The following is a 25,583-nucleotide window of genomic DNA, read 5'->3' as shown; positions in this document are numbered from 1 at the left end:
GGCTCAATGTCCCTTCGGGTCGAGAACGTCGCGCAAGCCATCGCCAAGGAAGTTGAAGGCGAGCGAAACGAGGAAGATGGCGATGCCGGGAATGGTGGCGACCCACCATTGTTCGAAGATGAAGCGCTTGGCGGTGGCAATCATCGCGCCCCATTCCGGCGAAGGCGGCTGCGCGCCCATGCCGAGGAAGCCGAGGCTTGCGGCGGTGATGATGATCGAGCTCATGTCGAGCGTGATGCGCACGATAAGGCTCGGCACGCAGAGCGGCGCGATATGGCGGGCGATGATGCGCCAGGCGGAAGCGCCCGTCAGCCGGTAGGCCGCGACGAAATCGCTGCCGCGCACCGTCATGGTTTCGGCGCGTGCAAGACGCGCATAGGGCGGCCATGCGGTGAGCGCGATGGCGAGAATGGCGCTTTCAACGCCGGGCTTCAGCGCCGCGACAAAGGCGAGCGCGAGGATGAGGCGCGGGAAAGCCAGAAACACATCCGTCACCCGCATCAGCACCGTATCGACAATGCCGCCGAAATAACCGGCGATGCAGCCGATGGCGAGGCCAATGGGTGCCACGAGAACGACGACGGCAATGACCATGCCGAGCGTGACGCGGCCGCCGTAAAGAATGCGCGAGAGAATGTCGCGGCCCAGCTCATCCGTGCCGAACCAGTGTTCGGCATTTGGAAACGCTAAGCGATTGCCGAGATTCTGCGTCGCCGGATCATAGGGCGCGAGCAGCGGCGCCAGAAGCGACAGGGCGATGAACAGGACGATGATGGTCAGACCGATCACCGCCAGCGGATTGGACTTGAGGTTGAGCCAGATGCGATACCGGTTTCCCCAGGCAGCCTGTGTGCGGGAATGCGGCGTCTCATCCAGAGCCCAATTTCTGAAATTAGCTAACATCATCGAACGCGAGGATCCATAACTCTGTAAAGCACGTCTGCGAGCAGGTTGAGGGCGACATAGATGAAGCCGATCAACAGGGTTGCTCCGACGACCGGGTTCATGTCCGCGTTCATGAGCGAGACGGTGAGGTATTGACCAAGGCCCGGCCAGCTGAAGACGGTTTCCGTCACCACGGCACCTTCGAGAAGGCCGGCATAGGTGAGCGCCAGAACCGTGACGAGCTGCACGGCGACCGTCGGGAAGGCGTGGCCCCAGATCACGGTCATGGCGGACAGCCCCTTGGCACGAGCGGTGATGACATATTCGCCCTTCAACGCGTCGATCATGAAGGCGCGCGTCATGCGGGTGATATAGGCCATGCTGAAATAGGCGAGAATGCAGACGGGCTGCACCATATGGGCGATGGCGTCGTAAAAGGCATCCCAGTCGCCCGCAAGCAGCGTGTCGACCGTCATCAGGCCGGTGACCTGCGTGATCATGCCGTCATAGATGATGTCCTGCCGGCCCGGCCCCGGTGCGACGCCAAGCGTGGCGTAAAAGACGAGCAGCGAAATCAGCGCCAGCATGAAGACCGGCACGGAGTGACCGGCAAGGCAGACGACGCGGATGACCTGATCGGTGATCTTGCCCTGCTTCACGGCGGCCCAGACACCGAGCGGAATGCCGATCAGCGCTGCGAGGATAAGTGCTGCGGTGGCAAGTTCGAAAGTGGCGGGGAAGACGCGCTTGATATCGATCCAGACCGGATTGCGGGTCAGGATCGAATTGCCGAAATCGCCATGCAGAACCTGCGAGACATAATGGAAGAACTGCACGACCAGCGGCTGGTCGAGACCCATTTCGGCCCGCACGCGCACGATGACGTCTTCGGGCGCATTGTCGCCGACCGCCGCGATGACGGGATCGACGGGCATGACGCGCCCGATCATGAAGGTGATGACCATCAAACCGAACAGCGTCAGGATGACGCTGCCCAGTATCGACGATATGCTTTTAACGCGCTTGTTCAATGTCACGCTTTCTTCGCATCGTGGTAGGAATTGCCCTCGGAGAGAACGCCGAGTTCGAAGCCGGAAACGCCCTTGCGGAAAGCTGCCGTCTTCGTGGTCTGGAACATGAACACGAAGGGGCTGTTTTCCATGTGCTCGCGCTGCAGGGCTTCATAAAGCTCCACGCGCTTTGCCGGGTCCTTCTCGTCACGGGCGGCTTCCGCCTTGGCGGCGAAGTCGTCGTTCTTGAAACGTGAACGCCACAGGAAGGGCTTCGACTTGGCGTCGTCGCCATTGTCCTTGTTGATGTTGAAGACATCGGCGTTGGAATGCGGATCGAAATAATCCGTGCCCCATGCGGAAAGCGCCATCTGGTGTTCGCGGGCGCGCATCTTGGTCAGAACCTGACGGTTTTCCGCCGACTGCAGGCGCACCTTGATGCCGATATCGGCAAGGTTGGCCTGAATGGCCTGCGCCAGATCCGGGTAAGGCTGGGCGGAATAGTGATCCATACTGATCTCGAAACCGTCGGCAAAGCCGGCTTCGGCCATCAGCGCCTTGGCCTTTTCGACATCGCGCTGGTACGGGATGTCGTTGACGGCGCCGGGGAAGCCCTTCGGCTCGAAGCTCTGGTGGATTTCGTGCGTCAGCGGCACGATGTTTTCCTGCATGCCCTTGTAGTCCAGCGCCCACTTGATGGCCTGCCAGACCTGCGGCTTGGCGAGGTTCTCATTGCCCTGGTTGAGCGAGATCAGCACCAGCGAGGCAATGGACTTGCGCTCCAGCTCGATATTGGCGTCGTCCTTGACCGTGCGCAGCTGCTCGGAGGTCAGGTCGCGGGCAATGTCGATATCGCCCTTCTGCAGCATCAGAAGCTGGGAAGACGGATCGGTGACATGGCGCAGGATGATGCGCTTGATATTGCCCTTGTAAGGACCGTTCGGATTGACGGTGAGCGCAACGCTTTCGCTCGGCTTCCAGGCCTGCAGCACGAAGTCGCCGGAGCCGGCGCTGTTCTTCTGCAGCCAGCCATTGCCCAGGTCTTCGCCAGAAGCATTGGCGAGAACCGCCTTCTTTTCGACGATCGCGCCGATATTGGCGGAGAGGCAATAAAGCAGGAAGGAGATGGCGGTCGGCTTTGCCGTCGTCAGCTTCACCGTCTTGTCATCAGTGGCAACGATGGTCGTCTCGGCATTGTCGGGCGTGAAGCCGAACTGGCTGATGATGAAGGCCGGGCTCTTGTTCATCTTGATGGCGCGCTGCAGCGAGAAGGCGACGTCTTCCGCGGTTACTTTCTCACCGCTCGCGAATGTCGCTTCGTCACCGATCACGAAGGTGAAGACCTTGCTGTCCGCATCGGCTTCCCAGGATTTCGCGATAACCGGATCAACCTTGGTGGAATCCTCGCGGTTGGCGCGCACCAGCTTCTGATACATGTTGGAGATGATTTCACCGCCGACGGCTTCGAAACCTTCATGCGGGTCAAGGCTCGTCATATTGTCCAGCTGCTGGGCAACGACCAGAATGTCCTTCGGTGTCGCGGCAAATGCCGGAATGCGCGCATAAGACAGGAACGGAATGGCAGCGCCGGCAATCAGCAGGTTGCGTCTTGAAATCATCGAAAATCCCCTTTCGGACCTTATTTTTCGGAAAATGGTGGGTTTGCCCCAATCCAGTCGTTTTTTTTATGTTTCCCGCGATTACCATGAGCAAACGAGGCCCGACCAATTCCAAATTTGGCAGAGCCTATGCACGGATTGCATTTGCTCCCGCCTTGACCTTTCCTCTACCAATTCAGAAAACTCGTCCGCACGCGCGTCCGCGCAATCCCATTTCCGAAGGTGAATGACCATGACCGATCAAAAAACCGTACCCGTCTTCGACGGCCACAACGACGTGCTGCTGCGGTTATGGCGATCGGGCAATGTTTCCCCCGAAACGCTTCTCATCGAAGGGGATACCGTCGGCCACATTGACCTGCCTCGCGCCAAGAAAGGCGGGCTGGCCGGTGGCCTCTGCGCCGCCTATGTGCCTTCGCCCAGCATGGACAAGGACGCCAACGGCGACTACCCGACGCCGACCGAGGCGGATGCGCTGAAGGCGACGCTCGCCATGGCCGCTCTTTTGTTCCGGGCAGAGAAACAATCCGCAGGCGCGCTCAAGGTCTGCCGCACGGCCGCCGATATCCGCAACGCCATGGCAGAGGGCGCTTTCGCCTCCGTCTTCCATATCGAAGGTGCGGAGGCGATCGGCGCCGATCTGGATGCTCTCCACGTTCTCTACGAAGCGGGCCTGCGCACGCTCGGGCCGGTCTGGAGCCGCCCGAACATCTTCGCTTACGGCGTTCCCTTCCGTTTCCCCTCGACGCCGGATATCGGCCCCGGCCTCACCGATGCCGGCAAGCGGCTGATAAAGACCTGCAACGAGCTGAAGATCATGGTCGACCTGTCGCACATGAACGAGCAGGGTTTCTGGGACATTGCCGGGATTTCCGACGCGCCGCTGGTGGCGTCGCACTCCAACGCCTATGCGCTGTGCAATCACAGCCGCAATCTGACGGACCGGCAGCTTGACGCCATCCGCGACACGGGCGGCCTTGCCGGCATCAATTTCGGCGTTCTGTTCCTGCGGCAGGATGGCGTGAAGAACCCGGACACCGATCTCAACGAACTCGTCCGCCACGTGGACTATATCGTCAACCGCATCGGCATCGATCACGTCGCGCTCGGCTCGGATTTCGACGGCACCACCATTCCCGCCGCCATGAAGGACGCAGCCGATCTGCAATTGCTTGTCGAAGCCCTGCGCAAGGGTGGTTATGACGACGAGGCGCTTGCCAAAATCTGCCACGGCAACTGGATCCGTGTGCTCGAAAAAACCTGGGGCGCGTAAGGCATATTGCAATTTATCTCCGGCGCAAAGCGCCGGAGATGTGAGCGGCAGGCCCTTAAGCCTTTGCCGCTTTTTTCCTGCCGGTCGCCCGGAAAGCCAGAAGCCCGGCTACGACACCGATCATCGCCCATTTCATCGGCAGCACATCCGCCGTCTCGCTGCGGATCGGCAATACGGTTACGGTTCCCGGACGGGATTCATAACCCATCTGCCCTTTCGCCTTGGCCTCCGTGATCTGTTGCGGCGAAACGACCCATTCGGCGCCGTGCATCTTATCCACCGCCATGTATCCGCCGCCCGCCACGAGGGCGACGACGAGCGAAACGACTATTCTTATGGGCGTGTTCATTGGCATCTCCTTCAATCGAAAGGAGCGTGTAGTCGCATCAAACGGCACCACCAAGCAACCGCAACGGTCAATTTGGCGTCATTCGGAACAATCCCGTCAATCATACATTCCATAGTTGCATTTTCCGCCCCAAATCCGGTGAAATTAACGCATGATCGGCCATAAACTTCACATCGACACTTCATGCTTTTCTGCTAATCACATTTCCTCAACCGAAACGAATTAGCGACACAATCCTGTGGTTCGCCAACAGGAACTGGCGCTGGGCAAAGTAAATGGCAGACAAGAGCGAAATTACACAAACCGATGTTACGGAATCTGCGGTTGAAAGCTTTTTCGCCAGAAACCGCCCCTATCTGACCGCGATCGCCATTACGCTGGTCTTCGTGATGATGACCTTCGCCATCTATCACCTGACCTCCGAAGTCCGCTACGACGACGTCATCGATGCGCTGACGCAGACCTCGGCCTCGGCGGTGCTGCTCGCCATCGTTTTCACCGCGCTCAGCTTTCTGGCGCTGATATTCTACGACGCCAATGCCATCGAATATATCGGCCGCAAGCTACCCTTTCCGCCCATGGCGGCAACTGCGTTTGCGGCCTATGCCATTGGCAACACTGCCGGTTTCGGCCCCTTGAGCGGTGGCGCCATCCGCTTTCGCGCCTATTCCCGGCTGGGTCTGTCACCCGGTGAAATCGCCCGCGTCATCGCCTTCGTCACGCTGTCCTTCGGGCTTGGGCTGCTTTCGGTCAGCGCCATCTCCACCTTCATCGTCGCGCCGCGCATCGCCGCCATCATCGGCGTCGATGCCGTCATTCTCAGGGGTGCAGCGCTTGCCATAATCGCGGTTCTCGTGGTGGCGGCCTATGTCGGGCGCAACGGGCGCGCCATCCGGCTCGGCGCATGGCGTCTTCGTCTCCCGGACAGCCGGACATCGTCGCGCCAGTTTCTCGTCTCCGCTTTCGATATCGCCGCCTCCGCCTCCGTGCTTTATGTCCTGCTGCCCGACACGCATCTGGGCTGGCCGACATTTTTCGCCATCTACGCCACCGCCGTCGGCCTCGGCGTCCTCAGCCATGTGCCCGCCGGTCTTGGCGTCTTCGAAACCGTCATGGTTGCGGGGCTTGGCAACGCCATCAGCGTCGATCAGCTGCTCGGAAGCCTCGTTCTCTACCGCGTGATCTATCACGTGCTGCCGCTGGTGGTGGCCATTCTGGTCATGCTCGTCTCGGAGATGAAGCAGTTCGCGGCAAAGCCTGTTGTGTCGGATATCAGCCAGCTTGCCGTCAGGCTCGCGCCGCCGCTGCTATCGACCTTCGCGATGATCCTCGGCACCATGCTGATCTTTTCTAGCGTGACGCCGACGCCGGACAGCAATCTGGATTTCCTCTCCAATTTCGTGCCGCTTCCCATCGTCGAGGCGGCGCATTTTCTGACGAGCATTCTCGGCCTCGTGCTTGTCGTCGCTTCGCGCGGCCTTGGGCAGCGGCTTGACGGCGCCTGGTGGATTGCGCTCGTCGCGGCCTCGCTGGCGCTGGTCCTCTCGCTCCTCAAGGCCATCGCCGTGTTCGAAGCCGCCATCCTCGGCGTCTTCATCGCGGCCCTTTCCGTCAATATGCGCAGCTTTAACCGCCATGCCTCGCTGGTGAAGCAGGCGCTTGGGCCAAGCTGGCTCGCCGCCATGGCCGTCATCATTGCCGGCGCGGCGACAATCCTGCTCTTCGTCTATCGCGATACGGATTACAGCCAGACATTATGGTGGCAGTTCGAATTCTCCGAGGAAGCGCCGCGCGGATTGCGCGCCCTTCTCGGCCTCGTGCTCGCCTCCTCCACCATCGCCATCTTCAGCCTGATGCGGCCGGTGGCCTTCAGGCCGGACGCCATCAAGGCCGACGACGTCACGAGTGCGACCGGCATCGTCATGACACAGGATGCGGCCGACGCCAATCTCGTGCGCATGGGCGACAAACACGTGATGTTCTCCGAAAGCGGCAACGCCTTCATCATGTATGGGATTCAGGGCCGCTCATGGATCGCGTTTGCCGATCCGGTCGGCGATGAGGATGATTTTCCGGATCTGGTCTGGCAATTTGTGGAAGCCGCCCGTGGCGCCGGCGCGCGCGCCGCCTTCTATCAGATTTCGCCTTTCCTCCTCTCCCATTGCGCCGATGCAGGCCTGCGCGCCTTCAAGCTCGGCGAACTGGCATTGGTCGATCTCACCGCATTCGAACTGAAGGGCGGCAAGCTTGCCAATCTTCGCCAGTCGCTGAGCCGCGGCGCGCGCGACGGACTGACCTTCGAGGTGGTCGAGCAAGCGCAGGTGGCAGATATTCTGGATGAGCTGAAACAGGTCTCCGATGGCTGGCTCGCCCACCACAATACCCGGGAAAAGCGCTTCTCTCTTGGCGCTTTCGAGCCGGATTACATCCTGTCGCAACCCGTCGCCGTGCTGCGCAAGGATGGAAAGATCACCGCCTTCGCCAACCTGATGGTGACGGACACGAAAAAGGAAGCCACAGTCGACCTCATGCGTTTTTCGCCGGATGCGCCGCGCGGCTCGATGGATTTTCTCTTCGTCAGCATCATGCAATATCTGCGCGAAGCGGGCTATGAGAGCTTCAATCTCGGCATGGCCCCCATGTCCGGCATGTCGAAACGCGACGCCGCCCCCGTCTGGGACCGCATCGGCAGCACGCTTTTCGAACACGGAGAACGTTTCTACAACTTCAAGGGACTTCGCGCCTTCAAGGCGAAGTTCCACCCGAAATGGGAACCGCGTTACCTTGCCGTGCAGAACGGCGCAGACGCCGCTCTGGCGCTGATGGACGCGACGGTTCTCATCAGCGGCGGCGTCAGAGGAGTGATCGGAAAATGAGAAAATCCAGCATGCTGAAAGCGGTTCTTGCCGCCTCCGCCCTGTTCGCCTCCCCCTTTCTTGTTTCCGGCGCCGTTCTTGCGCAGGACAAGCCCGCTTACGAGACCGGCATGATCCCCGCCGGACACATCATGGTGCCGGATGGCGAAATTCTCGCCAGCGTCTTCCTGATTTCCAATGCGGACGGATGGACGGCCGCCGATGAGACCCGCGCCAGAGCGCTGGTGGAAAAAGGTGCCGCCGTGGTCGGTATCGATTTCAAGGAATATCTGAAGGCGCTCGAGGCCGATGACGACGAGTGCATCTATATGATCTCGGACATCGAGTCGCTCTCGCAGCAGATTCAGCGCACCGCCGGCACGAGCAGCTATCGCCAGCCCATCCTCACCGGCATCGGCAAGGGCGGAACGCTGGCGCTGGCGATGATTGCGCAGAGCCCCGTCTCCACCGTCCGGGAAGCCATCGCCGTCGACCCCAAGGCCGGCCTGCCGCTTGAGAAAATCCTCTGCACCCCCGCCATCAAGGACAAGGCGGATGGCGAAACGGTCTATGGCCTGACCGACGGCCCGCTGCCCGCCCCCGTCAGCGTGCTGTTCACGCCTGCCGCGGATCAGAAGGGCCGCGACCACGTCAATGCGCTCGTCAAGCTGCATCCCGATATCGACGTGACGGATGTGGATGACAAGGCGGACGAGGTTCTGACCCAGACCCTGTCCGACCAGATCGACGCCGCAGGCGACACGGACAGCCCGCTCGGCCTGCCGATCAAGGTTCTGGAAACCAGCCCGGTGATGGACACCATGGCGGTGATCTATTCCGGTGACGGCGGCTGGCGCGATCTCGATGAGGAAGTGGGCGGCGCCTTCCAGAAGGAAGGCATACCCGTCATCGGCGTCGATTCGCTTCGCTATTTCTGGAAGGAAAAGAAACCGCAGGAGGTCGCCACCGATCTCGGCCGCATCATCGACACCTATCGCAAGGAATGGAAAGTGCGCAATGTGGTGTTGATCGGCTATTCCTTCGGTGCCGATATTCTTCCCGCCACCTATAATCTGCTGCCGGACCGCGACAAGTCCCATGTCGTGCAACTGACCCTGATGGGACTTTCGACCGAAGTGGATTTCGAGATTTCCGTCGAAGGCTGGCTTGGCGTTGCCGGTGAAGGCAAGGGCGGCAAGACGGTGGACGACATCGCCAAGATCGATCCGAAGCTGGTGCAATGCATCTATGGCACGGAAGAAGAAGATGAAGACCCCTGCCCCGGCCTGAAAGCCAAGGGCGTGGAAGCGGTCGGCATCGAGGGCGGCCACCATTTTGACGAGGACTATGAGGGACTGGCCAAGCGTATCGTGACCTCGCTGAAGACCCGGCTGCCGAAATAGCCTGCATCACCACAGGCCGATATTCCGAATCTCGGATAATCTTTGACGGCGAATGCATCGCCGATGCTTCTTCGCATCACGGCCGTGCTTGCGGAATCGCTTAAACTATTATTCAAAAGAAACCGGCCTGCAGTGGATGTTCATCACATTTCCGCAACCGTGCTGCTGTTGATCGCCAACCATGGATTTTATATTTCCGGACGGGTTCAGGGAGCCGCCGCATGCCCGCTTCAAAGCGAAAGACGAAAACACCAGTCCTCGTGGAACGCATCGATCATTTCGTCGGTCAGGTCAAAGAGGCAATGAAGAGCGATGACACGCTGCGCAACAGAAAAATCCGCGATCTGTGGGATGCCGAGGTCCGCTACCATTTCGACAATGGCCGCACCGAAAAGACGCTCGAACTCTACATCATGAAATATCGCAATGCGCTGAAGGCCGAGTTCGGCGTCAAGAGCACACCGCTTGCCATCTGTAACATGAAGAAGCTGCGCGAGCGGCTGAACACCTATATTGCGCGCGCCGACTATACGAAAACCGGCGTGGCGACCTCCATCGTCGAGAAAATCGAGCGGGCGGAGTTCAATACCGCCGGTCGCAAGCCGACCGTTCTGCTGCGTATCGCGGATTTCATTGCGGCGATGAACGGCATGGGAACGAAAGAAGAGATGCAGACCCTGTGGAATGCTGAAATCGGCACCATGAAGGGCAGAGCCCAGACCACGATCATCTCCTACATCACCAAATATCGCAACGCCATCCGCGAGGCCTTCGGGGACGACCATCCGATGCTGAAGATCGCCACCGGCGATGCCGCGATGTATGACGATGCACGCCGGGTGAAGATGGAGAAGATCGCCAGAAAGCACGGCGCGCTGATCACCTTCGAGAATTATCGGCAGGTTCTGAAGATTTGCGCCGATAAGCTCCTGTCCGCCGATCCCCTGATGATCGGCATCGGCCTGATCGGCATGACGGGACGCCGCCCCTACGAGGTCTTCACCCAGGCGGAATTTTCACCTGCCCCCTATGGCAAGGGCGTCTCCAAATGGAGCCTCCTGTTCAACGGCCAGGCCAAGACGAAACAGGGCGAAGGAACGAAGTTTGGGATTACCTATGAAATCCCGGTGCTTGCCCGTTCGGAAACCATTCTGGCCGCCTATAGGCGCCTGCGCGAAAGCGGACAGGGAAAATTGTGGCATGGCATGTCGATCGACGATTTTTCGTCGGAAACCCGCCTGCTGCTTCGGGACACGGTTTTTAACCTGTTCGAGGATCTCTGGCCGAAGGAAGAGCTTCCCAAGCCCTATGGCCTCCGGCACCTCTATGCCGAGGTGGCCTTTCACAATTTCGCGCCGCCGCATGTGACCAAGAACAGCTACTTCGCCGCCATTCTCGGACATAACAACAACGATCTCGAAACCTCGCTGTCCTATATGACCTATACACTGCCGGAAGATCGCGACGATGCGCTGGCACGGGCCAAACGCATCAACGAACGGACGCTGCAGCAGATGGCGACAATCGCGCCGGTATCCCGCAAGGCATGATGCGTTAACGTCATTTTCCGGGCGTAAAACCGCTCGGCGGTTTTGCCGGAAATGCGCCGGCCGCGGATTTCAGTTCTCCGCGGCCGGCCGTTTCATTCATCAAACCCGCGCGTCACCGGAGGTGCGGTAAAGCAGGGTCAATACCGTCAGCATCAGCCCCACAAGTGCGACCGAGCCGAAAATGTAGAAATTCCACTCGGGCGCCAGACCGCGCTGCAACACGAGGCCGCCGATCATCGGACCGGCAATGCCGCCGAGCCGCCCAACCGCCAGCGAAAAGCCGAGACCCGTGCCGCGAATATGAACGGGGTAGAGCCGTCCCACCAGAACATTGGCGAGAATCTGGGTGCCGATGGTGCCCGCACCCGCAAGGGCGACGAAGGCATAAAGAAGCGGCCCCTTGTTCACCGTCAGGGCGAAGATCGAGGCGGCGCCGATGGCAAACAGGATCGCCACGACCACCTTGACGTTGCCCTTATCCGCAAACCGCCCGCCGATGAGAATGCCGATCGCAGCCCCGACATTGAGCATGACGGAAAAGCTGAGCGCCGAACTGATGTCATAACCCATCTTGTTCATGATGGTGGGCAGCCAGTTGACCATGCCGAAGGTGAGAAGCAGCGAGCAGAAGTGGATGCCCCAGGCATTCAGCGTCGAGAGCAACCGGCCTTCCGAGAACAGCGCTCCGACACCGCCCTTTTGAATTTTCGCATGCGGTACGATGCGTTGCAGACCGTAGCTGTCGCAAATGCCGTCAGCCTCCGCCTGCCGCCCCTTGCTTGCCAGCCATTCGGGCGATTCCGGCAGGAAGCGCATGAAGATCGGCAGAAGAATAAGCGGCAGGCCGCCGATCAGCATCAAGGGCCGCCAGCCATAGGTCTCCAGAAGAAGGATGCCCATGACGCCGGAAATGATGCCGCCGATAAGATAACCGAGGAAAGACAGGGAATTGGCCTGCGCTCTGCGATGCGGCGGCGAAAATTCCAGCACCAGCGCGGTGACCGTCGGCAACAGTGCGCCAAGCCCGAGACCGGCGAAGAAGCGTGTGATTTCGAAGGCGAGAAAATTCGGCGTCATGGCCGAGGCAATCATCATCGCCGAAAAGCCGGCGAGGCTGAGAAGAACCACCTTCCGGCGGCCGATGCGGTCGGCCATGGTGCCGGCAAAAAGCGCGCCGAGCAGCATGCCCACCAGCGTCAGCGCGGCGGCGCGCCCGACCATGGCCGGGTTGAGCGCCCATGCGCTTTCTTTCAAGAGTGCCGGTGCGACGGCGCCGTAAACGACCAGATCGTAACCGTCAAACATGATCATCAGGCCGCATGTCGCGATAACGCCGGCCGGGTTCTTCGTCCGCGCTGACGCGGCGCTCAGATAATTCGTGGACATCTTCCTCCCTTTCACGCATGAACGCGCCATCCGGTATGGATAAGCGTCTCCCGTTCCTGCGATATCCTCCGTGAGTGCCCGGCGTGCTCCACACTGATATGTGCCCTGCTCCTGTCAAGCACATATCGCCAGCATCCCGCCTTCGATTAAATGTTGCATTTGCAAAAATTGCAAATGAAATATTAACAAATGCCAGGCGCACCGCGCCGACGAAATTCAGCCAGGCTCCAGCCCGGAAATCGTCGACAACGTCGGCGTCCAGCTCAAAATATGAATGCGGTTATAAACACCGTGAATGACGAATGGATCGGCATCGCTGAAGGCGATGACATCTTCGATGGAGCGCGCCTGCGCAATAATGAGGGCGGCGGATGAGCCGTCGGCAATCGCGCTCATCGGGCCGGAGACAAGAATCCTGAACCCTTCCGCCATCGCCTCGCCATTGCGCAGATGGGCCTTGTGAGCCTCTATCTGCGCCGCCCGTTGTGCGGCCGCAGCGGGATCGCTTTCGGCGAAACGCACGTAAAGCCGGGTTCGGTCGCTCCCGCCGCTCATCGGGCGAGCACGAAATCGTGGTTCACCGACCAGAACCAGTCGCCGATGAAACCCAGGTCCCGCGCCTTTTGCGCATCATCCACCCGCTGGAAATCGGCGAGCAGACTTTCTTTTACGCCGAAGACCGCATCCGAACGGATATAGGGATCGTCGGGATCGAAAATATGGGTGACGAGCGTAGTGAAGCCTTCGGCCGAAACGATATAGTGCAGATGCGCCGGCCGGTAGGGATGCCGCCCCATGGCGCGCAGCAGCTGCCCGACCGGACCGTCATCCGGGATCGGATAATATTTCGGCTTGGCGGCCCGGAACCAGTAGCGCCCGTCCTCGCCGGTGATGAAGACGCCGCGCAGGTTGAAATCGGGCTGGATGCCCTTCTGCTGCACGTCATAAAAACCTTCGTCATTGGCCTGCCAGACATCTATGCGTGCGCCGGCGACCGGCGCGCCGTGTGTATCGAGGATGCGGCCGGTGACCACCATATCCTCACCCTTGCCATCGAGGCAGATATTCGCACCCATCGGCATTTCCGGCGCATCCGCGACATGGAAGGGGCCGAGAACGGTCGATTCCGACGCGCCGCTCGGCTTGCGATGGTTGATGGCGTCGACCAGCATGGAGACACCGAGAATATCGGAAAACAGGATCCATTCCTGCCGCCATTCATTGCAGATCTGGCCAACCTCGGTGAGAAAATGAATGGCCTTCATCCACTCCTCCTCGGTCGGCTCGATTTCCTTCACCGCCTCATGCAGCTTGCGCGTCACCACCGCCATGATTTCCTTCAGACGCGGATCGTCACAGTCGCGCATCCGCGTGATCACGGTTTCAGCCGAACGTTCCTCGACGAAGTAGCCGTCATCTTTGCTCATCTTCATATCCATCGTCTCCTCCCATCACTCCGGCCGCGCGCCCTCGAAGGCGCATTGCAAAAGGTCGCGGATCGCAGTTTTTTCGATTGGCCGCGGGCACCAGTAAGAATTGGCCGTTGCAAGCTCCGCCATGCGGTCGAGATCGTCCGACCGGACCCCGAGAGCAGCAAGGCTCGACGGCGCGCCAAGCCGGGCGGCAAAATCATAGAGTCCCGCCCCGGCCCTGCCGCCTACAAGAGAAGCAAGTGGCGCAAGCAGATCCGGCACCGCCTGTTCCACATAGGCGATGGTATACGGCAGAAGCACCGCATGGGTTTCCGCGTGCGGCAGATCGAGACTGCCGCCCAGCGTGTGGCAAAGCTTGTGATGCAGCGACATGCCGACGGCGCCAAGCACCGTGCCGCACAGCCACGCACCATAAAGCGCGGTCTCGCGTGCTTTGACATCCTGCGGCGCAGCCTTCACGCCGGGAAGCGCCTCGATCATCGCCCGCAATCCCTCAACCGCCATCAGGCTGGCGATGGGATTGCGATCCTGCGCGTAAAGCGCCTCCGCCGCATGCGCCATGGCGTTCAGCCCGCTCGTCATGCTGATGGCGACCGGCAATCCAAGCGTCAGTTCCGCATCGTAAATCACCGCTTCCGGCAGGATTTCCGGCCCGCGTATGGTGGTCTTCACCCCGTTTTCCGTCTGGCCGAGAATGGGTGTCACCTCGGAACCGGCATAGGTGGTCGGGATGACGATCTGCGCCGCATCGGTGCGCAGCGCAATGGCCTTGCCGAGACCGGTGGTGGAGCCGCCGCCAAGCGCCACAACGCAATCCGATCCGGCGGTGCGATAGACTTCGACCGCGTTTTTCGTCACCTCGACCGGCGTATGCATGGCCGCATCGGAGAAGACACCCACGGCAAGCCGGCCGAGCCGGGCGGCAAGCGCCTCCGCGTCGCCCTTCTGCTGCGGCGTGGAAAGCACCAGCGCCCGCGACAGGCCAAGGCGGCGGATTTCCTCCGCCACGCCCGCCGAGTTGCCCGCGCCGAAGACGATGCGGGCGGGCGCGGCCATATAGACGAACGGCTGCATGGTTCAGCGCCCGTCGAGCTTGAACAGGCGGCGCGCATTGGTACGGCCGATCTTCACCCGGTCCGCCTCGGCGATGGTCGTCGCGTTGAACCAGTCGGAGGCGTGGTCGATATTCTCGAAGGGCCAGTCCGTGGAAAACAGGATACGATCCGCACCGATTTCCAGAATGGCGTCGATCAGCGTCTGGGTGCGGAAATTGCCCGAGGTGGTGATGTGGAAATTCTCGTTGAAATAATCCACGAAACGGCGCTTGGCCGGATAACGCGGCGGCAGCTTTACCCAGGCATTGCGGTGGTCGATGCGCCACATCATGTAGGGCAGGCCCTCGCCCATATGGCCGAGAATGATGTTGAGCCGCGGATGCTCGTCGAACAGGCCGGACGCCATCAGACGCAACGCGTGCACGGCCGTTTCCTGCGCGAAAGCCCAGGTGGGGCCGAGCAGCCAGGGATGACCGTCATAAATCCGAGAATCCTGCGGCAGCGGGTTGCGCGGATGCAGGTAGAAGGGCACGTCGAGCTTTTCCACCTCGCCCCAGAACGGGCGATATTGCGGCAGGTCGTAATAAAGCGGCGTCTGGCCATCGCCCTCCTGGCTGAAACCGTTAACGAGCGCGCCGACGAAACCGAGATCGTTGACGCAGCGCTGAAGCTCCTGCGTCGCCGCATCCGGGTCCTGCAACGGCAGTGCTGCGAAGGCAAGGAAGCGATCCGGCCGCCTGGCGCATTCTTCGGCGAGAACGTCATTTGCCCGCCGCGCGATCTCGATCGCCTTCTTCCTGTCGGGAATGGCCTGCACCGCCGGCGCATTCAGCGACAGGATCATGGTTTCGATGCCATGCGCATCCATCAGCTTCAGGCGCGTATCCTGAATGTCGAGCAGGCGGTGCTGCAGTTCCTTCCAGTAGTCGCCGGGTACGAACCCGGCCGAATCCTGAAGCGTTTCCGGGATTGCGAAATGCTCCTCGAGAGCGACCTTGCCTTGCATGTGGTTTCCTCCGAATTCACTCTTTGATTTGCCGCCTGAGAGGCGATCAATATTGGCCCTTGGGTTCCAGCCCGAGCATGCTCTGGCCGATCATGGTGCCCACGGCGTCCCAGTTCATGCTGATATGACGGCCGACTGCATTCGCATCCCGCCAAGCCCGCTGCACCGGGTTGGAAAGATCGAGCCCGACGCCGCCGGTGGAATCGTTGAGCGCCTGCACGGCGCGCAGGGCGAGAGACACCGCAAAGGACTGACCGCGACGGCTGAGAAGACGGTCATCCACCGTAAATTCCGCCCGGCCTTCAATCCTTGCCTGCGAGAGCGCCTGTGCGCGGGCAACATCGCGCAGCAATATTTCGCAAGCCGCATCGACGCTTGCGGCAGCTTCCGCGACACGCAGCTGGATGGTCGGAAATTCGGCCATGCGATTATTGCCGCCCGCCACGGCACCGCGCGTCACCCGACCGCCGACGTGATCGACATAGGCGGCAAGCGCGCCCCTGGCCGCGCCGACGCCGGCCGCCGCGAGACAGGAGGGAATGCCGGTCAGAAGCGGCATGTTGAACAGGCCTTCCTCCGCATAATAGTGTCCGCCGGGCGTCTTTCCGCTGGTGGCGTCAGGAAAGGTCAGAACCCGGTGTTTGGGAACGACGACATCGTCGAGAACGAGCGTCTTGGAACCCGTGCCGGCGAGGCCGACCACGTGCCAGGTGTCTTCGACCACATATTGCCCGGCGGGAACGAGCAGGAAGGCCGGAACCGGCTTGCCTTCACCCTGCGGCGGCAGGATGGCGGCGCAGAGGGACCATTGCGCGTTTTCGCAGCCCGAGGCGAAAGCCCATTTGCCGCTGAGGCGGTAACCGCCATCGGCGAGCTCCGCCATCTTTACCGGCGCATAGGAACCGCACAGCAGTGCATCGGGGTTTTCGCCCCAGACATCGGCCTGCGCCTCTTCCGGAAACATCGCCAGCAGCCATTGATGGGCCGACAGCAGGCCGGCGACCCAGCCGGTCGACGCACAGGCGGCCGAAAGCTCGATATTGGCCTCGACCAGTTCAGCGAAATCGCCGCCCTTGCCGCCGAAGGCGCGGGGTTTGACGATATCGAAATAACCGATGCCGCGAAGCGCCTCGATGTGGCTGGCCGGAACGCGCCGGGCCTCCTCCGTCTGTCTGGCGCTCGCCCGGAAAAGATCGGCTATGCCGGTAACGCGGCTTGCGAGGCGGGCACGCGGGTTCGTTTGCGCCGGCAGCGGCGCATGGCTCATATCGTTCATGATTGTCTCCTTCCGGACGTTACTGGCCGGATGTTGCTGGCCGGAGGTTATCCCGCCGGGATTGTCTGGGCGGCAATGATCAGGCGGGCAGGCTCGCGGGGCTTGCGGCGCAATATTGGGCGTTTTCGTAGAGCAGCGGCCGTGTCGTCTCGCTGACATCGGCCGAAACAACCTGCCCGATGAAGACGGTATGGGTTCCGTAAGGCATCGCCGCGACCCGACGGCAGGCGATGGCGGCATGGGCCGTGGGCAGATAGAGAACGCCATTGTCGTGGCGCTGCCATTGACCATCGCGGAAACGCTCTTCCGGCGACACCTTGCCGCTGAAGGCATCCGACAGGGCAATCTGATCCTGCGTCAGCACATTGACGATGAAATCGGGCCGGCACAGCAGCAGTTCATGCAGCAGGGTGCGATTGTTCAGGCAAACCAGCAGGGACGGCGGCTCCATCGAGACCGAAGTGACGGCCGTGACCGTCATGCCGTGATCGCGCTGATCACCCGAAGCACAGGCCGTGATAACCGTCACAGTCGCCGGGAAACGACGCATCGTTGAACGGAAATTCTGACCGACGCCTTCAGGCGCAAGGCTGCTCAGGCCAAACAATGCTGATGTCATGAGATCCTCCCAAATCCTGCATTCTTATTTATTTGCGTTTGCAACATTTGTCAATGCAAATGTTTTTCGTCATTTTTTGTGAAAGGCAGAACGCCGCATTCCCCCGTCTTATGGGGCGAAGCTATTGAAACGGATGGATTGTGCCGGTACAGCCGATAGGCGCACATCAGCATCTGCGCAGATGGTTCTCAAACGGGGATTTGCTCGTGTCCTATCAATTCACCGATTCGGTACCCTACCTGCTCAACTGGGTGGGCGTTCGGCTTGGCGAGCGCTTTTCGGTAAGACTGGCCTCCTATGACATCACCCTGCCGATGTATCGCGTGCTGGCGACGCTGAGGCAGCAGGAGAGCAAGACGCTGACCGAGCTTTCGGACATGGTGTCGGTGGAGATTTCCACGCTGTCCCGGCTTGTGGGGCTGATGGTACGGCGTAACCTCGTCAGCCGCGAGCGGCCGCTCGACAATGCGCGCATCGTGCGCATCACCCTCACCCCGAAGGGCGAGGAACTGGCCGATGAACTCATGCCCATCGCCGCCATGTTCGAAAAAACCGCGATCGAGGGCCTCGACCCGACCGAAGTAAAACTCTTCAAAAGCATACTGCGCCATATCGGCCGGAACATTGCCGGCCTCTAGACGGCCCGCATTTGAAAAATGCGGACCGTTATGATCGGCAGAGGTTTCCGCCTATTCGGGATTTGAGAGTTTCTTGCCCGCATCAGGGCCGGACCGCAGCGTATAAATCGCCTCCAGGTGGATAAGCACGGCGCATTTGGGTTCTTTCATTCCCGCCTTGCCGGCGAAACCCAGGGCATTCTGAAACGGGGCCCCGTCGGTGAAAATCTCCGGCCGGCCGACGAAGCGATATCCGTCGAGCGCTTCCCGGTCTATGACCGCGACGGCGATCTTCGAGCCGTCACGGATGTTCTGCAGCGTTTGACCGCCGGTATTCTCATTGTAGATCAGCGTCCTGTCGTCATAGACCCTGAGCGAGCGCTTCGGCCCGATGTCCGGCAAGCCGTCCTTGCTGACCGTCGACTGGATCGGCAGCTGTTTGGCGAGAAAAGATTTCATCGTATCGTCTAGCGTATTCACGTTGCATTATCCTAATGTGTTTGAGAGTGGGCTTTCATCGTCATGACGGAATGATCGGGCAATGCGGGCAATCGTCGCCCGCCTGCTCGGCATGGCGGGCCGCGCGGAAGACCGCAAAGGCTGTGCCATATGCCTCCTGAACCGCACGGTCGATCACCCCGTCGTCACGCCCCCGCGACCGGAGATGATGTGCAAGGGCTGCGAGAGCCTGTTTGAGATGCTGCACGCAGGCGACCCGCATCGCCATCGGCGAGGAAGATGACCGGGCGGCCTCAAGAAGCCGCTCGTAAGCTCTCCGGTAAAGCCCTTCCGCCTCCTGTTGGTTGCCCTCACCATTCTCCAGTTCCGCAAGATTATGGCATGAGACGTTGTAGATGACCGGCGCTGGATAGTGGCAGGGCTTTTCGAGAGCGGCGGTAAACAGCCGCTCCCCCTCCGCCAGCGCATCGCCATAGATGCCGCGCGCAAGCGAAATTTCCCCTTGCGAATAGGCCATATTGGCCCGTTCGGTCAGCCTCTTCCAATATCGGTCGCCGCCATCGATGACGACGAAGTCTCGCGAACGCGATGCGGCAAAGGCCTGCGTTCCGCCTGGGATTGAAACCTGTTTCATGCTCGACCCTCGCTTATGCGGCCTTCAGGACGTCGTCGCCCTTCTGCCAGTTGCATGGGCACAATTGGTCGGTCTGAAGCGCATCGAGCACCCGCAGCACTTCCTGCGGATTGCGCCCGACGCCGAGATCGTTGACCGTGACGAAGCGAATGATGCCTTCAGGATCGATGATGAAGGTGGCGCGCAGCGCAACGCCTTCCACGGGATGCAGCACGCCGAAAGCCGCGCTCAACTCACGCTTGATGTCCGATAGCATGGGGATTGGCAATTCTTTGAGATCCGCGTGGTTCTGCCGCCAGGCGAGGTGGACAAATTCACTGTCGGTCGAGACACCGTAGACGACCGCGTCGCGATCTGCGAATTCCGGGTTGAGCTTGCCGAAAGCCGCGATTTCGGTCGGGCAGACGAATGTGAAGTCCTTTGGCCAGAAGAAGATGACCTTCCACTTGCCGGCGCTGCTCGTGTCGCTGATGCGCATAAAAGCATTGGCCGGATCAGTGGAGACAACCGCCTGGAGGTCGAATGCGGGCAGTCTTGCACCAATGGTAAGCATTTGGATTTCCTTTCATTGCCGTTTGCCGGACGAGACAAGGCGGCTCATTCCGCCTCCATCCGGAAAGGCGGGCCGCAATTTCCAAAATCTGTGACGGCTTTCACAAAGCGGACGCCGACTGCGCCGGGGCTATGAGACGATGAACGGGTTTGAACGCGCGCCCGGCGCACAGGCGCGGGCGGCTCCCCAGAAGGTCGTCATTTCAGGTTTCCATCCCTCAATCCCCGGCGTTCAGGCTCATCGCGACATGCGGAACCGCACCCTCGAGTAGCCTGTTTCTCCGGCTCCAGACGCACAAGACGAAGCAGAATATCCACCTTGTCGATGGCATATCCTTCCGGCGGTTCGGGCAGCATTCCCAGACTGATCCGGTCGGCGGGAATATCGATGATCCGATCCTCCGCCTCGACATAGAAATGCTGGTGATTGGCGGTATCGGTGTCGAAATAGGTCCGCCCGCCCTCGATGCAGACCCTGCGAACGAAACCCGCCTCGGCAAACTGGTTGAGCGTATTATAGACCGTCGCCAGCGACAGCCGCGTTCCTGTCGCAATGGTCTCACGATGCAGATCGTCGGCCGTGAAATGCCTGTGCTCTTCCCGGAAAATAAGCCCGCCAAGCACGATTCGCTGACGGGTTGGACGCAGGCCGACCCGTTTCAGCGCTGCCCGCGTTCGCATCATCGCTTCCTCGGTGCGGAAGCGTTTGCGGGTTTCATCAGGAACAAAGAGCATCTGGACATCCGATCGAAAGGGATAAATTGCGGGAAGAAACTGCGATCCCGGCCGGATCATCCGCCTCCGCCGTGCAGATAAACCCATTCGCAGCGACCCATTCGACATCGATCATCTGAACTCGCCCGGAAACCGAAATTGCAACTCATTCGCAACAGCAGAATATGGGAAATAAAACCAACGTCAATCCTTATTGCAAATGATTCTTAACTGCAAAAGATGAAGGATGGCTTCCTGAACGACGAAACCTGCGCTGTCCCAGGATGTCGAAATGGCTTGTCGACACATATCGGCCGCAACATCGCCGGCCTCCGATACCGGCAATTCGGACATCGCCGCTTTCAGCGGATGCCACCGCCTCGCCCCGCTTTTCCCGTGCAATGTACTTGCAATAACCGGTTCCTATCCCTGCGAAGGTCACCGCAGAAAGGAACTTCCATGTCCAACAGATCGTCCCTTGCAGTCCCGGCAGCAATCTTCCTTATCGCCGGCGCATCGATACTGCTCACGGCCTGCGCCTCGACTGTCATGAAAAGCTATATCGGCGCGCCCATAACCAGCGTGATGCTGGACTATGGGCCGCCGGACAATATCTACAGTCTGGGTCCCGGCCAGCAGGCCTATCAATGGCGGAAAAACAAGACGCAGGCTGTCGCCGGATCGTCGAGTGGCGAAGTGCGGACAACACGGCGTGGCGAACGTTACGAAGTGTCCGAAACGCCGGCCTATATCGAGCGCATCGATTGCTTCTATACCTTCTACACCCGCAATTCAGGGAGCGAATGGTATGTTACGAGCTTCCGGCAACCTTCGCTCGAATGCGAATGACCGTTACGGGTTTCAAATTGCAGCCCGGTTCCCCATGTGCCGCGCCCCGCCCTTTTTCACCGCCGCTTCCAGACCGAAAGCGGCGGCGTTCTTTTGAAAATTCTCCCTGGAATCTGTCATGGGAAGGGCCGATCAGAAGCGATAATTCAGGCCGGCCTTGATGACATGATCGCTGACATCGGTTTTCGATTTGCCGCTGGCGGTCGTCGTGGCCACATTTCCGGTGCTCACATAATTATATTCGAACTTCGCCGACAGGCCGCCGCCGAAACTCTGTTCGACGCCTGCCCCGACCAGATAGCCCTGTTTCCAGCCATCGGGACCTGTCACGCCGTTTCCGTCCTTGAACTTTGTCGTGGTCAGGCCGGCGGTGCCGTAAATCAGCGTCTGGTCGAGCGCCACACCGGCCTTCATCTTGGCCGCGCCGCGGAAACGCTCCCGCAACCGGCCGTTGGGCACACGCGCCTCATTTCCGAGATAGGAACCTTCGAGTTCCGCGCCGAGCACACCCGAGCCGAACTGGAAATTATAACCGGCCTGAACACCGCCCGTCAGGCCGCGGCCGCTGGCCAATGGGTTGAATTTCGGGGAAGCGACGCCACCATGCACACCGACATAGGCCCCGCCCCAGGAGAAGGCCGGCTGATTGCCATAATCAAAGGACTGCTGCGTATTATAGTTCGTAAGATCGGCGGAATAGGCATTGCCTGCAACCGCAACAGCGACGGTCGCGGCGATAAGCGATTTCTTGATGATCGACATGAATGACTCCAGACGAAACCGATGCGCCTTCTTCCGGCGCAGCCAAGTTTCAGTTCGCGTTGAAGAACCGGAAACCGGCTCCCGTTTGTCTGCTGCGCCGGCCGACATGACGTGCGGATGCGTTCAGCAGATAAGGGGATTTTCCCAGCGAGAATTGCGCTTGCATTGCATGGAGCGCGCATTATTCAAAATAATTTATTTATTTAAACAAGTTAGAGGAATTTCCTTAACCAAATCGCAAGTAATTTCGTCATCGGAGCTCGTTCGGGCACTCGAGAATCTCATCAGCTAAACGGTGCCAGCCGCAATGCCTTTTGAGGAGATCGAGCGAATTTCGAGCCGAACACAAAAACCGGGATCGAGATCGAGGAACAAGACACGGCCGCAATGAAGCTCCGCTGCCTTCTGGACCAGATTTAACCCAAGGCCGGCTCCGGGCGAGTTGGTGTTGATCCGATGAAACGGCTCGAATACCTGCTCGCGTTCGGAAACCGGGATGCCCGGCCCTTCATCACGGACCTCAATCGCACCTGCCGGGTCGACCCGGATCGTGATTGCGCCTCTGCCGCCCGCATGATCGATTGCATTGCGCAGGAGGTTGACGACCGCCATCTCGATAATCGATGCCTGCACCGTAAAGATGGCCGCATCCGCGCTTGGCTCGAAATCGAATTCATATCCGGCATCCATTGCAATCGGGGCAAGGTCTGTTGCGATGCGCTCGACAAGCTTATTGAGATCGCGCGGCTCCGCCGGCAGTTTCACCGCACCCACCGCCTGCATTTCCAGCAGCTGGTGCGCAACGCGGGTCAAGCGGTCGATATCGGCCCTGATCTGACGGCTCAGCGCGTCATCGGGCAAGAGGTCAGCTCTGGTGCGTACGATTGCGATCGGCGTCCGCAGCTCATGCGCCGCATCGGCGAGAAAGCGGTTGCGGCGATTATACCCGTCATCGAGCCTCGACAGCGCGACGTTGAAGGCATCCACCAGCGGGATGATTTCAAGGGGAACTTTCGAACGGTCGATACGCTCGGACCGGTTCTCGAAATCGATGGACTGCGCCTGTTTGACGGTTTCCATCAGCCCGCTCAAAGAGCGGCCGACCGCCCGCGGGGTCACGAGCAGTGTCGCGATGCCCGTCAGGATCAGCATGGGCACGACGGCGATGAGGATGATGAAACCCAGCGCCGGCAGCACGGTCAGCCAGCGGATGGCGCCCTCGGCATCCTTTTCCAGATCCAGCTGAACATTGATCCAGATACTCAGACCGTCATTGGGAATTCCTTCCTCCGTCCCGGCGATGAACTGAAGCCGCCCGGCGGCTGTATCGCGGTTTTCAACGGTGGCGCGGAGCGTTCCGGCCGCCTCCAGACGCGCACGGTCAAAACTCCGGGGAAATACCGCCGACAGGGCAGGCTCCGGGACAGCGCCATATTGCAATACGATGTCATTGGCGTCGCGCACCACAAACCAGAGATTCGGATAGCGCCGTTTCAGCTCCGCCAGCTCCGGCGTCACCGACAGTTGCGGCCTGCCCTGTCCGTCCTTCGTCACGCTCTCCGCAACGATACGGGCAGCCTCTTCATTCGCACCTTCGAGCCGTGGATCGATGGTCCATATCCAGCCGATGAGAAGGATGACGAAAAGGACGAGCAGGAACGCCTGCAATGCGAAAAGGCGCTTCATCAGCCCCCATCGCAGCGATCGATTGCGCTCCTGTCTCATGTCTTCAACCGGATGAGATAACCGATATTCCGCACGGCCCTTATCTCCACGGTGGCGTCAGCCTGCGCCAGCTTCTTCCTGATCCGGGAAATGTGCGCATCGAGAGCGTTGGACTCGATCTCGTCATCGAGCGTATAGACCGCCTCGATCAGGTTCGACCGCGTGACGATGCGGTTCGGACGCCGCATCAGCGCTTCAAGCACCAGATATTCCCGACGCCGCAACTCGATGATGGAGCCGGCAATGCTGACTTCATTGCTGCGCGGATCGATGCTCAGATTTCCGAAATGCGCATATTTGTCAGAAAGAGAAGGGCCGCGTCTGTGGAGAGCCCTGAGGCGAGCGAGCAGCTCCTCGATTGCAAAGGGCTTGGCAAGATAATCATCCGCTCCGGCATCGAGCCCGTCGACACGGTGATCGACACTTCCAAGCGCCGTCAGAACAAGGATCGGCACGGAATGCCTGCTCCGGCGAAGCGAAGCCACCAGGTTCAGCCCCTCGCCATCGGGAAGGCGGCGATCCAGAACCAGAACATCGTAAGACCCGTCCCGCGCAAGGGCGTCAGCATCGCTGATGGTGCTGACATGATCGGCAAGCACATCGCGCCGGCGCAGGGCTTCTAGAAGCGCGCGCGCCATTTCGGGTTCATCCTCAAGAAGCAAGATTCGCAATGACTTCCCCCGGAGATGGATTCTTGCCATCCCCACCACTGGTCGAAAAATGTTGCAGCTACATTGCAGGAGGGCGAGCAGACAAATCGTCTTCTACCACCTTACAGCACATAATCCGACGGCATTGCGTGCGTTTTCGCGCTGACGTCACTCCGGAAATGTCACGGTTGCGCCGTTGCAGGCCTGTACCCGTGTCTCGCATAAAACCGGTCAAGCTCACGCCGCTGCGGCATCTCACCGGTATAGATGGCGATATAGTCCGGAATCCTCTGCATCCGCACCGCTACATCTTCCTCGGACTGCATGGAAATGTAGCCGATCTGCACCAGATAGGTGGTCCGGGCACGCACATCCGCCGTGTTTTCATTGTGGCCGAACCGCACGAACATGCGTGCAAGCGCCACCATTCTCATCTCGTCGGCCTTGCGAACCTCCGCAAGAATCTCATCGGACTGAAGGGCCCAGCTTCGAACGGCGAATTCAAATCTGCTGTCGAAAAGCGCGGGATCCAGCCAGCAATCGAAAACATTCAGCATGGCTTCGGCCAGCGTCTCGGCATAGGCCTCCGACTGCCGGACGATGCTTCCGGTATTTTTTTCCCGCCAGCGGGCGACAAGCGCGGCCAGCAATTCCTCCCGGTCCTTGAAGAACCAGTAGAAGCTCGTGCGCGACAGATTTAGCTTTTTCGCCAATGGCAGGATTTTGACGGAATCCACGCCCGACTCCAGCAAAGCCTGATAGGCGGCCTCAAGCCACCCCTCCTGCGATCCACGCCAGCCGGTGTCGTTTAATGTCGCTTCCATGACGCGTTCGTAGCAAATCGGTCTCTTCGCGACAAGCGGGATGTACACCCATGTCAAAAGGAAAGACAATTGTGTTTT

The 25,583-nt window shown here is 60.0% G+C and carries 25 protein-coding genes; 6 read left to right on the top strand and 19 right to left on the bottom strand.

Features of this window, described 5'->3' with window-relative positions; translation table 11 throughout:
* Positions 1-3: 3 nt before the first annotated feature.
* Genes nikC through ACQZ5K_RS15315 form a run of 3 tightly spaced genes read right to left on the bottom strand, consistent with a single transcriptional unit; the run spans position 4 to position 3,514 of the window.
* Positions 4-906 (bottom strand): nickel transporter permease, encoded by a 903-nt coding sequence (gene nikC / locus ACQZ5K_RS15325; RefSeq protein ID WP_080807181.1) that lies wholly within the window; start codon positions 904-906, stop codon positions 4-6.
* Positions 903-1,916, bottom strand: coding sequence for an ABC transporter permease (locus ACQZ5K_RS15320; RefSeq protein ID WP_448740829.1), 1,014 nt, complete (start codon positions 1,914-1,916; stop codon positions 903-905). The genes nikC and ACQZ5K_RS15320 overlap by 4 nt, the downstream gene beginning before the upstream one ends.
* 2 nt (positions 1,917-1,918) lie before the next feature.
* Positions 1,919-3,514 (bottom strand): ABC transporter substrate-binding protein, encoded by a 1,596-nt coding sequence (locus ACQZ5K_RS15315; protein WP_448740745.1) that lies wholly within the window; start codon positions 3,512-3,514, stop codon positions 1,919-1,921.
* Positions 3,515-3,746: 232 nt separating this feature from the next.
* Here ACQZ5K_RS15315 and ACQZ5K_RS15310 point away from each other — a divergent pair, with 232 nt between their 5' ends.
* A complete protein-coding gene (locus ACQZ5K_RS15310) occupies positions 3,747-4,787 on the top strand; it encodes a dipeptidase (protein WP_448740744.1) in 1,041 nt (346 codons plus the stop codon).
* A 55-nt stretch (positions 4,788-4,842) separates the two neighbouring features.
* On the opposite strand, the gene ACQZ5K_RS15305 is transcribed toward ACQZ5K_RS15310, so the two are convergent.
* Complete coding sequence (locus tag ACQZ5K_RS15305) at positions 4,843-5,136, bottom strand: hypothetical protein (RefSeq protein WP_448740743.1); 294 nt, start codon at positions 5,134-5,136, stop codon at positions 4,843-4,845.
* 275 nt (positions 5,137-5,411) lie between these two features.
* Between ACQZ5K_RS15305 and mprF the strand changes: the two genes are divergently transcribed.
* From mprF to telA, 3 genes are all read left to right on the top strand, one after another.
* Positions 5,412-8,012, top strand: coding sequence for a bifunctional lysylphosphatidylglycerol flippase/synthetase MprF (gene mprF / locus ACQZ5K_RS15300; protein ID WP_448740742.1), 2,601 nt, complete (start codon positions 5,412-5,414; stop codon positions 8,010-8,012).
* 11 nt (positions 8,013-8,023) lie between these two features.
* A complete protein-coding gene (locus ACQZ5K_RS15295; protein ID WP_448740828.1) occupies positions 8,024-9,394 on the top strand; it encodes a virulence factor in 1,371 nt (456 codons plus the stop codon).
* 221 nt (positions 9,395-9,615) lie between these two features.
* Positions 9,616-10,944, top strand: coding sequence for a telomere resolvase TelA (gene telA, locus ACQZ5K_RS15290; protein ID WP_448740741.1), 1,329 nt, complete (start codon positions 9,616-9,618; stop codon positions 10,942-10,944).
* 99 nt (positions 10,945-11,043) lie between these two features.
* Here telA and ACQZ5K_RS15285 read toward each other — a convergent pair whose 3' ends face one another.
* The 7 genes from ACQZ5K_RS15285 to graD all read right to left on the bottom strand — a co-directional run bounded on the left by ACQZ5K_RS15285 (position 11,044) and on the right by graD (position 17,719).
* Positions 11,044-12,330, bottom strand: coding sequence for an MFS transporter (locus ACQZ5K_RS15285; RefSeq protein ID WP_162935813.1), 1,287 nt, complete (start codon positions 12,328-12,330; stop codon positions 11,044-11,046).
* A 216-nt stretch (positions 12,331-12,546) separates the two neighbouring features.
* Positions 12,547-12,885, bottom strand: a complete 339-nt coding sequence (locus tag ACQZ5K_RS15280; protein ID WP_448740740.1) for a YciI family protein — start codon at positions 12,883-12,885, stop codon at positions 12,547-12,549.
* Positions 12,882-13,769, bottom strand: coding sequence for a hydroxyquinol 1,2-dioxygenase (graB, locus tag ACQZ5K_RS15275; RefSeq protein ID WP_448740739.1), 888 nt, complete (start codon positions 13,767-13,769; stop codon positions 12,882-12,884). Before graB ends, ACQZ5K_RS15280 begins: the two co-directional genes overlap by 4 nt.
* A gap of 12 nt (positions 13,770-13,781) precedes the next feature.
* A complete protein-coding gene (gene graC / locus ACQZ5K_RS15270) occupies positions 13,782-14,837 on the bottom strand; it encodes a maleylacetate reductase (protein WP_448740738.1) in 1,056 nt (351 codons plus the stop codon).
* Positions 14,838-14,840: 3 nt separating this feature from the next.
* Positions 14,841-15,824, bottom strand: a complete 984-nt coding sequence (tsdA, locus tag ACQZ5K_RS15265; RefSeq protein WP_059755140.1) for a gamma-resorcylate decarboxylase — start codon at positions 15,822-15,824, stop codon at positions 14,841-14,843.
* A 46-nt stretch (positions 15,825-15,870) separates the two neighbouring features.
* On the bottom strand, positions 15,871-17,100 hold the full coding sequence (graA, locus tag ACQZ5K_RS15260) for an FADH(2)-dependent resorcinol hydroxylase oxygenase component (protein ID WP_004433172.1): 1,230 nt from the start codon (positions 17,098-17,100) through the stop codon (positions 15,871-15,873).
* A gap of 79 nt (positions 17,101-17,179) precedes the next feature.
* The gene (gene graD / locus ACQZ5K_RS15255) at positions 17,180-17,719 is read right to left on the bottom strand and encodes an FADH(2)-dependent resorcinol hydroxylase reductase component (protein WP_020810141.1); all 540 of its coding nucleotides are present in this window, start codon (positions 17,717-17,719) and stop codon (positions 17,180-17,182) included.
* Positions 17,720-17,925: 206 nt separating this feature from the next.
* Here graD and ACQZ5K_RS15250 point away from each other — a divergent pair, with 206 nt between their 5' ends.
* Entirely contained in the window at positions 17,926-18,357 is a 432-nt protein-coding gene (locus ACQZ5K_RS15250; RefSeq protein WP_448740737.1) for a MarR family winged helix-turn-helix transcriptional regulator, read from the top strand.
* A 51-nt stretch (positions 18,358-18,408) separates the two neighbouring features.
* Here ACQZ5K_RS15250 and ACQZ5K_RS15245 read toward each other — a convergent pair whose 3' ends face one another.
* The 4 genes from ACQZ5K_RS15245 to irrA form a co-directional block, all read right to left on the bottom strand.
* Complete coding sequence (locus tag ACQZ5K_RS15245; RefSeq protein ID WP_448740736.1) at positions 18,409-18,816, bottom strand: pyridoxamine 5'-phosphate oxidase family protein; 408 nt, start codon at positions 18,814-18,816, stop codon at positions 18,409-18,411.
* Positions 18,817-18,856: 40 nt separating this feature from the next.
* Positions 18,857-19,429, bottom strand: a complete 573-nt coding sequence (locus ACQZ5K_RS15240; protein WP_448740735.1) for a hypothetical protein — start codon at positions 19,427-19,429, stop codon at positions 18,857-18,859.
* A gap of 13 nt (positions 19,430-19,442) precedes the next feature.
* Positions 19,443-19,982: a peroxiredoxin gene (locus tag ACQZ5K_RS15235; RefSeq protein ID WP_269829893.1), complete on the bottom strand. Its 540-nt coding sequence runs from the start codon at positions 19,980-19,982 to the stop codon at positions 19,443-19,445.
* Between the two features lie 197 nt (positions 19,983-20,179).
* A complete protein-coding gene (gene irrA, locus ACQZ5K_RS15230) occupies positions 20,180-20,716 on the bottom strand; it encodes an iron response transcriptional regulator IrrA (RefSeq protein ID WP_448740734.1) in 537 nt (178 codons plus the stop codon).
* 438 nt (positions 20,717-21,154) lie between these two features.
* Between irrA and ACQZ5K_RS15225 the strand changes: the two genes are divergently transcribed.
* Complete coding sequence (locus ACQZ5K_RS15225; protein ID WP_004433166.1) at positions 21,155-21,544, top strand: hypothetical protein; 390 nt, start codon at positions 21,155-21,157, stop codon at positions 21,542-21,544.
* Between the two features lie 132 nt (positions 21,545-21,676).
* Here the strand turns inward: ACQZ5K_RS15225 and ACQZ5K_RS15220 are convergent, their stop codons facing one another.
* The 4 genes from ACQZ5K_RS15220 to ACQZ5K_RS15205 all read right to left on the bottom strand — a co-directional run bounded on the left by ACQZ5K_RS15220 (position 21,677) and on the right by ACQZ5K_RS15205 (position 25,505).
* Positions 21,677-22,306 (bottom strand): outer membrane protein, encoded by a 630-nt coding sequence (locus ACQZ5K_RS15220; RefSeq protein WP_448740733.1) that lies wholly within the window; start codon positions 22,304-22,306, stop codon positions 21,677-21,679.
* Between the two features lie 288 nt (positions 22,307-22,594).
* Positions 22,595-23,992 carry a sensor histidine kinase gene (locus ACQZ5K_RS15215; protein ID WP_448740732.1) on the bottom strand — a complete coding sequence of 466 codons (1,398 nt, stop codon included), beginning with the start codon at positions 23,990-23,992 and terminating at the stop codon, positions 22,595-22,597.
* 35 nt (positions 23,993-24,027) lie between these two features.
* Positions 24,028-24,702 carry a response regulator transcription factor gene (locus ACQZ5K_RS15210; RefSeq protein ID WP_059755161.1) on the bottom strand — a complete coding sequence of 225 codons (675 nt, stop codon included), beginning with the start codon at positions 24,700-24,702 and terminating at the stop codon, positions 24,028-24,030.
* A gap of 161 nt (positions 24,703-24,863) precedes the next feature.
* Complete coding sequence (locus ACQZ5K_RS15205) at positions 24,864-25,505, bottom strand: TetR/AcrR family transcriptional regulator (RefSeq protein ID WP_448740731.1); 642 nt, start codon at positions 25,503-25,505, stop codon at positions 24,864-24,866.
* Between the last annotated feature and the right edge of the window lie 78 nt (positions 25,506-25,583).

It is taken from the genome of Agrobacterium sp. 22-226-1 (assembly GCF_053522345.1).
Note: the sequence above shows the minus strand (reverse complement) of the source record. Positions and strands in the feature narration are given on the sequence as shown.

Bases quoted from the DNA above. Each gene is read 5' to 3' on its own strand.
- graD (WP_020810141.1), bottom strand. From the start codon at position 17,719: ATGACATCAGCATTGTTTGGCCTGAGCAGCCTTGCGCCTGAAGGCGTC.
- ACQZ5K_RS15235 (WP_269829893.1), bottom strand. From the start codon at position 19,982: ATGCTTACCATTGGTGCAAGACTGCCCGCATTCGACCTCCAGGCGGTT.
- graA (WP_004433172.1), bottom strand. From the start codon at position 17,100: ATGAACGATATGAGCCATGCGCCGCTGCCGGCGCAAACGAACCCGCGT.
- ACQZ5K_RS15205 (WP_448740731.1), bottom strand. From the start codon at position 25,505: ATGGAAGCGACATTAAACGACACCGGCTGGCGTGGATCGCAGGAGGGG.
- ACQZ5K_RS15285 (WP_162935813.1), bottom strand. From the start codon at position 12,330: ATGTCCACGAATTATCTGAGCGCCGCGTCAGCGCGGACGAAGAACCCG.
- ACQZ5K_RS15295 (WP_448740828.1), top strand. From the start codon at position 8,024: ATGCTGAAAGCGGTTCTTGCCGCCTCCGCCCTGTTCGCCTCCCCCTTT.
- mprF (WP_448740742.1), top strand. From the start codon at position 5,412: ATGGCAGACAAGAGCGAAATTACACAAACCGATGTTACGGAATCTGCG.
- graC (WP_448740738.1), bottom strand. From the start codon at position 14,837: ATGCAGCCGTTCGTCTATATGGCCGCGCCCGCCCGCATCGTCTTCGGC.
- graB (WP_448740739.1), bottom strand. From the start codon at position 13,769: ATGGATATGAAGATGAGCAAAGATGACGGCTACTTCGTCGAGGAACGT.
- ACQZ5K_RS15220 (WP_448740733.1), bottom strand. From the start codon at position 22,306: ATGTCGATCATCAAGAAATCGCTTATCGCCGCGACCGTCGCTGTTGCG.
- ACQZ5K_RS15315 (WP_448740745.1), bottom strand. From the start codon at position 3,514: ATGATTTCAAGACGCAACCTGCTGATTGCCGGCGCTGCCATTCCGTTC.
- ACQZ5K_RS15280 (WP_448740740.1), bottom strand. From the start codon at position 12,885: ATGAGCGGCGGGAGCGACCGAACCCGGCTTTACGTGCGTTTCGCCGAA.
- nikC (WP_080807181.1), bottom strand. From the start codon at position 906: ATGATGTTAGCTAATTTCAGAAATTGGGCTCTGGATGAGACGCCGCAT.
- ACQZ5K_RS15240 (WP_448740735.1), bottom strand. From the start codon at position 19,429: ATGAAACAGGTTTCAATCCCAGGCGGAACGCAGGCCTTTGCCGCATCG.
- telA (WP_448740741.1), top strand. From the start codon at position 9,616: ATGCCCGCTTCAAAGCGAAAGACGAAAACACCAGTCCTCGTGGAACGC.
- ACQZ5K_RS15215 (WP_448740732.1), bottom strand. From the start codon at position 23,992: ATGAAGCGCCTTTTCGCATTGCAGGCGTTCCTGCTCGTCCTTTTCGTC.
- ACQZ5K_RS15310 (WP_448740744.1), top strand. From the start codon at position 3,747: ATGACCGATCAAAAAACCGTACCCGTCTTCGACGGCCACAACGACGTG.
- tsdA (WP_059755140.1), bottom strand. From the start codon at position 15,824: ATGCAAGGCAAGGTCGCTCTCGAGGAGCATTTCGCAATCCCGGAAACG.
- irrA (WP_448740734.1), bottom strand. From the start codon at position 20,716: ATGCTCTTTGTTCCTGATGAAACCCGCAAACGCTTCCGCACCGAGGAA.
- ACQZ5K_RS15305 (WP_448740743.1), bottom strand. From the start codon at position 5,136: ATGAACACGCCCATAAGAATAGTCGTTTCGCTCGTCGTCGCCCTCGTG.
- ACQZ5K_RS15225 (WP_004433166.1), top strand. From the start codon at position 21,155: ATGTCCAACAGATCGTCCCTTGCAGTCCCGGCAGCAATCTTCCTTATC.